6 protein-coding genes are annotated in these 5,993 nt (G+C 69.6%); 1 reads left to right on the top strand and 5 read right to left on the bottom strand.

Going from position 1 to position 5,993, the window contains the following annotated elements:
• The 4 genes from Y694_RS19135 to Y694_RS19120 all read right to left on the bottom strand — a co-directional run.
• Window positions 1-883: ABC transporter permease (locus tag Y694_RS19135; RefSeq protein WP_036235420.1), on the bottom strand; the 883-nt coding region annotated here is incomplete at its 3' end.
• Window position 884: 1 nt separating this feature from the next.
• Window positions 885-1,769: an ABC transporter permease gene (locus Y694_RS19130; protein ID WP_036235417.1), complete on the bottom strand. Its 885-nt coding sequence runs from the start codon at window positions 1,767-1,769 to the stop codon at window positions 885-887.
• Window positions 1,770-1,923: 154 nt separating this feature from the next.
• Window positions 1,924-3,171 carry a PotD/PotF family extracellular solute-binding protein gene (locus Y694_RS19125; protein WP_011830948.1) on the bottom strand — a complete coding sequence of 416 codons (1,248 nt, stop codon included), beginning with the start codon at window positions 3,169-3,171 and terminating at the stop codon, window positions 1,924-1,926.
• Between the two features lie 34 nt (window positions 3,172-3,205).
• Complete coding sequence (locus Y694_RS19120) at window positions 3,206-4,201, bottom strand: ABC transporter ATP-binding protein (RefSeq protein ID WP_011830949.1); 996 nt, start codon at window positions 4,199-4,201, stop codon at window positions 3,206-3,208.
• A 209-nt stretch (window positions 4,202-4,410) separates the two neighbouring features.
• Here Y694_RS19120 and Y694_RS19115 point away from each other — a divergent pair, with 209 nt between their 5' ends.
• Complete coding sequence (locus tag Y694_RS19115) at window positions 4,411-5,142, top strand: aspartate/glutamate racemase family protein (RefSeq protein WP_036235414.1); 732 nt, start codon at window positions 4,411-4,413, stop codon at window positions 5,140-5,142.
• 19 nt (window positions 5,143-5,161) lie between these two features.
• Here the strand turns inward: Y694_RS19115 and Y694_RS19110 are convergent.
• Window positions 5,162-5,993, bottom strand: an 832-nt coding sequence (locus Y694_RS19110; protein ID WP_036235411.1) for a M48 family metallopeptidase, incomplete at its 5' end; no start/stop codon positions are given.

The raw sequence follows: 5,993 nt of genomic DNA, 5'->3' as shown, positions 1-5,993 counted from the left end.
CGCCGGTGCGCCGGCCGCCGCGGCGGCGCAGCGCGGCCGCACCGAGCAGCGCCAGGCCCACCACCAGCAGCGAGATGCCGGTGGTCACGGTGCCCAGGGCGTAGATCGACGGCGTGGTGACGGTGGTGGTCAGGCCCTGCAGCTCCAGCGGCAGGGTGTTGAGGTCGCCGATCGCCTGCGAGGAGCGCGCGATCTCGTCCCAGCTCAGCGTGAAGCCGAACATGCCGATGCCCACCACCGACGGCCCGATCAGCGGCAGCACCACGTGGCGGAAGGTCTGCCACGGCGTCGCGCCCTGGTCGCGCGCCGCCTCCTCATAGGCCGGGTTGAAGCGGTTGAACACCGCGAACATGATCAGCAGGCCGAACGGCAGCGTCCAGGTCAGGTGGGCGCCGAGGCCGGAGGTGTAGAGACCCAGCGAGGTGGTGTAGCTCTCGAGCGTGGCGGTGGCGCCGACGGCCTCCAGCAGCCACTTGATGCCGCCGTCGAGCAGCCGGAACTGCAGGCCGATGCCGAGCGAGACGATGATCGACGGCATGATCAGGCTGGCCACGGTCACGTGGAACAGCGCGTCGGCACCGGCCAGGCGCTTGCGGAAGGCCAGCCCGGCGCTCAGCGCCAGCAGCACCGTCAGCACCATCACCACCGCGCCGAGCGCGAGCGAGCGGCGCAGCGCGGCGCCGATGTCGACCACGCCCAGGCCCTTCCACAGCTCGTGGTACCAGTGCAGCGACAACCCGCGCATCGGCAGCGTCAGCCCGCCCTCGGGGCCCTGGAAGCTCAGCACGAAGATCGTGATCACCGGGCCGTAGAGGAACAGCACGAACAGGCCGAACACGAGGGCCAGCGGCCAGAAGCCTCTCGAGCGGCGGTCGCGGTTCATCTCAAAGTTCCTTGCGCAGATTCACCAGCCGCGTCAGCGCGACGATGATCATCAGCACCACCGCCAGCAGCACCACCGCGTTGGCCGCGGCCAGCGGAAACTGCAGGTAGGAGGTCTGCACCTGGATCACCTTGCCGACCGAGGCGATCTGCTGGCCGCCCATCACGCCGACGGTCACGAAGTCGCCCATCACGATGGTGATGACGAAGATCGAGCCGATCAGGATGCCGGTGCGCGACAGCGGCACGATCACGTTCCACAGCGTCTGCCAGCCGCTCGCGCCGCAGTCGTCGGCCGCCTCGAGCAGCGAGCGGTCGATGCGCATCATCGAGTTGAAGATCGGCACCAGCATGAACATCGTGTACAGGTGCACGAAGGCCAGCACCACCGAGAACTCCGAGAACAGCAGCCAGTCGACCGGCTTGTCGACCACCCCCAGCCCCATCAACCCCTGGTTGACCAGGCCGTTGCGGCCGAGCAGCGGCACCCACGAGATCATTCGGATGACGTTGCTGGTCCAGAACGGGATGGTGCAGATGACGAACAGCAGCGTCTGCATGCCCGGCGAACGCACGTGGAAGGCCAGGAAATAGGCGATCGTGAAGCCGATCAGCAGCGCGGCGGCCCAGGTCAGCAGCGAAAACCGCAGCGTCGACCAGTAGGTCTTCAGCGTCACGCAGGGCTCGGCCAGGTTGCTGCAACCCTCGAAGATCGACACATAGTTCTGGCCGGTGAAGCCGGGGATCAGCTCGTAGTCGCTGGTCGGCCAGAAGCTCACCGCCCCGATCAGCAGCAGCGGTGCGACGAAGAAGAACAGGAACACCGCGCCGAACGGCAGCGCCTGCAGCCAGGCGGGCGGGCCGGCCGTCAACGCCGTGCTCTTCACGCCCCGTCCCCTCGGCGAATGCAGCGACGCCGGCCTTCGAGCGGCCGCCGCGGATCCGGCTCCGCCGGTCCGCCAGCGGCGCCCCAAAGGCACTGAAAGGGCCTCTTCGTGGCCCCTGGGGGAGCGGCGTCAGCCGCAACGGGGGGGAGCGTCATCATGCCGCGACAAACTCGTTCCACTTCTGGACCATGTAGGTGTTCTCGTCCATCAGCGCGTTCCAGCACGCGATGCCACCCATGCGCTGCTCGTAGGAGCCGCCGTCGCGCTTGCTGCCGGCCTTGGCCAGCAGATCGCCGTTGGGCGACTTGATGTCCTTCTCGGCCGCCTTGCCTTCCATCCAGTAGGCCCACTCGTAGGCTTCCATCTTGGCCTTGGCGGTCTCCAGCACGGCGCTGTAGTAGCCCTGGCGGTTCAGGTAGGCGCCGGCCCAGCCATCGAGGAACCAGTTGATGAACTCGTAGGTGGCGTCGAGCTTCTTGCCGCTCGAAGTGGCCGGTACGCCGAAGCCGGCCGCCCAGGCGCGGTAGCCCTCCTTCAGCGGCTGGAACACGCAGTCGATGCCCTTGGTGCGCACCGCGGTGACGGCCGGCGACCACATCGACTGGATCACCACCTCGCCGGAGGCCATCAGGTTGACGCTCTCGTTGAAGTCCTTCCACAGCGAGCGGAACTGGCCGGCCTTCTTCGCCTCGATCAGGGTCTTGATCGTGAGGTCGATCTCCTTCCGGGTCATGTTGCCCTTGTCGGGGTACTTGTAGAGCCCCTTGGCCTCCACGACCATCGCCGCGTCCATGATGCCGATCGACGGGATGTTGAGGATCGCGGCCTTGCCCTTGAACTCCGGGTTCAGCAGCTCGGCCCAGCTGTCGATCGGGCGCTTGATCAGGTCGGGCCGGATGCCCAGCGTGTCGGCGTTGTAGACCGTGGGGATCAGGCTCATGAACTGGGTCGGCGCCTTGGCGAACACCTTGCTCTTCTCGCCCTCCAGGTAGATCACCTTCTTCGGCGCCGTTCCCTGGTCGCCGACCGCCTTGCCGCCCACCACGCCGGTGGTGAACAGCGTGGTGATCTTGTCGGCGTTCTTGATGCGCTTGGTGTCGATGCCCTTGAGGTTGCCGGTCGGCACGATCTTCTTCAGCGAGAAGTACTCGGTGTCGATCAGGTCGAAGCTGTTCGGCGACGTCACCGCGCGCTTGGTCACCTCGTCGGTGTTGACGGCGATGTACTGGATGGCGATGCCGGTGTCGGCCTTGAACTTCTCGGCGATGGCCTTGTCCTGGTTCACCGCGGTGCCCAGGTAGCGCAGCGTGATCTTCTCCTGCGCGTGGATGGCGGGGAAGATGCCGGTGGCGAGGATGCCGGCGGTGCCCTGGAGCAGTTGGCGGCGACGGATTTCGGACATGGTGGTGTTCTCCTGGGAGGGAAAGAGGGCCGGCTCAGGCGGCCAGCGGATGCATGTCGGCGGCGTCCCAGTGGGCGCAGGCGCTGTCACCGGGCTGCCAGGGCTGGGCCTCGAAGGCAGCCTCGGGCAGCACGACGTTGAACTCGTCGACCGCCGCGCTGTGCAGCGTCAGCAGTACGTAGGTGCCCTGGTACTCGGTGGCGCGCACGGTGGCCGGCAGCACGGTGTCGCCGGCCGGCAGCGGGTCGCGGCTCAGGCGGGTCTTGTCGGCGCGCACCGCCACCAGGCCGCGCGACGAGGGAATGACGTTGTGCCCACCCATGAAGCGCGCCACGAACTCGCTGCGCGGCGCATTGAACACGCTGTGCGGCGAGCCGTCCTGCTCGATGCGGCCCTGGCTCATCACCACCACCTGGTCGGCCAGCGCCATCGCCTCCTCCTGCGAGTGCGTGACGTGGATGAAGGTCATGCCCAGCGAGGTCTGCCAGCCCTTGAGCTCGGCGCGCATCTTGATGCGCAGGAAGGGATCGAGCGCCGACAGCGGCTCGTCGAGCAGCAGCACCTTGGGTTCGGTGATCAGCGCGCGCGCCAGCGCCACGCGCTGCTGCTGGCCGCCCGACAGCTCGGCCGGCTTGCGGTGCGCCAGGTGGCCGAGCGACACGCGCTCCAGCAGGTCGGCCGCCTTCTTCTGCCGCGCGGCCTTGTCGACGCCGCGCATCTTCAGGCTGAAGGCCACGTTGTCGAGCGCGCTCAGGTGCGGGAACAGCGCGTAGCTCTGGAACATCATCGCGGTGCCGCGCTCGGACGCCGGCAGGTTGGTGATGTTGCGGCCGCCGAGCACGATGTCGCCCTCGCTCGCCAGCTCGTGCCCGGCGATCATGCGCAGCGTGGAGGTCTTGCCGCAGCCCGAGGGCCCGAGCAGACAGCAGTAGCTGCCGGCGGCGATCTTGAGGTCGATCCCGGCGACGGCGACCGCGTCGCCGTAGCGCTTGACCAGGTGAACGAGTTCCAGGTCGGTGCGTGGGTTCATGGTGCAGCCGGTACGCAAAGCATGTGCCAGGCGACGCGGCCGGCCCGCCGCTGCGGCCCTGCCGGCCGCGACGCCCGGGTGCGGTCCTTGCACGCGCCTCGCAAGGTGCGGCGGGCGCCCGCTCGACCGACCTCAGGCGCGCACCATCGCTGGTCCCCCCGCGCGTTTTGTATGCAAAACGCACTGATCCTGTTCACGAGATGAATCCCATGAAGCTGCTGCTCATCAACCCCAACAGCTCCGCCGGCATGACCGCAGGCATCGCCGACGCCGCGCGCGCAGTCGCCGCCGCGGGCACCGAAGTGATCGCCACCCAGCCCGGCTTCGGGCCGGCGTCGATCGAGGGCCACTACGACGAGGTGTTCGCCGCCGCCGGCGTGGCCGAACAGGTGCGGCAGGCCGCGCCGCTGGCGCCCGACGCGGTGCTGATCGCCTGCTTCGGCGACCCTGGCCTCGACGCGGCCCGCGAGGCGACCGACGCACCCGTGCTGGGCACCGCCGAGGCGGCCTTCCACGTCGCCTCGATGCTGGCCACCGGCTTCTCGGTCGTCACGACGATGACGCGCACCTGCGTGATCGCCGAGCACCTGGTGCTGAAGTACGGCTTCGAGCGACGCTGCCGCGGCATCCACGGCACCGACATCCCGGTGCTCGCGCTCGAGGAAGCCGGCGACGCGCTGCTGGCGCAGATCGAGGCGAGCGCGCGCACCGCGCTGGCGCAGGACCACAGCGGCGCCATCGTGCTGGGCTGCGCCGGCATGGCCGGTCTGTGCGGCACGCTACAGCAGCGCCTGGGCGTGCCGGTGATCGACGGCGTGGCCGCCGCGGTCAAGCTGGCCGAGGCGCTGGTCGGCCTGGGGCTGCGCACCAGCAAGCACGGCGACTACGCGACGCCGCTGCCCAAGCTCTACCGGGGCTGGGCCGGGCCGCTGGGCTGGTAGCCCGACGCCCGCCCGCGCGTCAGTCGAACGCCGGCACCATCTCGTGGCGCAGCGCGCCGCGGGCCGTGTCAAGGTCGGGGATGACCGAGCGCACCACGTCCCAGAAGCGCGGGCTGTGGTTCATCTCGCGCAGGTGGGCGAGTTCGTGCGCCACCACGTAGTCGATGGTGGGCAGCGCGAAGTGGATGAGGCGCCAGTTCAGGCGCACCGAACCGTCGGCGCTGGCGCTGCCCCAGCGCGTCTGGGCGGAGCTCAGCGCCAGCCGGCGCACCTGCACCTTCAGGCGCGGCGCGAAGTGGGTGCAGCGTTCCTCGAACAGGCGTTTCGCCTGACGCTGCAGCCAGGCCTGCACCACGTCGCGGATCTGCTCGGGCGCGGCGCTGTGCGGCAGGCCGATGTGCAGCGTGAGCCGCGGCACGCCGGGCAGCGCCGCCGCGTCGCTGTTGAGCACCGCGCCGGTGGCGCGCGGGTCGAGCACGAGGATCAGCGTCTCGCCGAGGAAGGGCAGGCTGGCGCCGTCGCGCCACTCGATGCGCGAGGCGGCGTGCTTCTGCGCGCGCTCGTGCTGCTCGACCAGCTTGGCCTGGATCCAGGCCGCCTTCTCGCGCAACGCGGCGTCGATCTCGCTGCGGCCGACCCAGCGCGGCGCGCGCACGCTCAGCCCCTCGGCCGAGACCACCATGCCGATCGAGCGGCGCCGCGCGCGCTGGAATTCATAGGCGATGACGGCGCGACCGAGGTCGATCTCGCGCGACGCCCGCGGGTGGCGGAACAAGGTTGGGCTCAGCGCGGCGCCCTGCGGCCGGGACGGCGCCGACGGCGCGGCCGGCACGCTGAGGCGGGGCGCCGGC

Origin of the sequence: Methylibium sp. T29-B (genome assembly GCF_000576225.1) — a bacterium.
GTDB lineage: Bacteria > Pseudomonadota > Gammaproteobacteria > Burkholderiales > Burkholderiaceae_C > Methylibium > Methylibium petroleiphilum.
The sequence above is the reverse complement of the archived record's forward strand: the minus strand, read 5'-3'. Positions and strand labels throughout refer to the sequence as shown.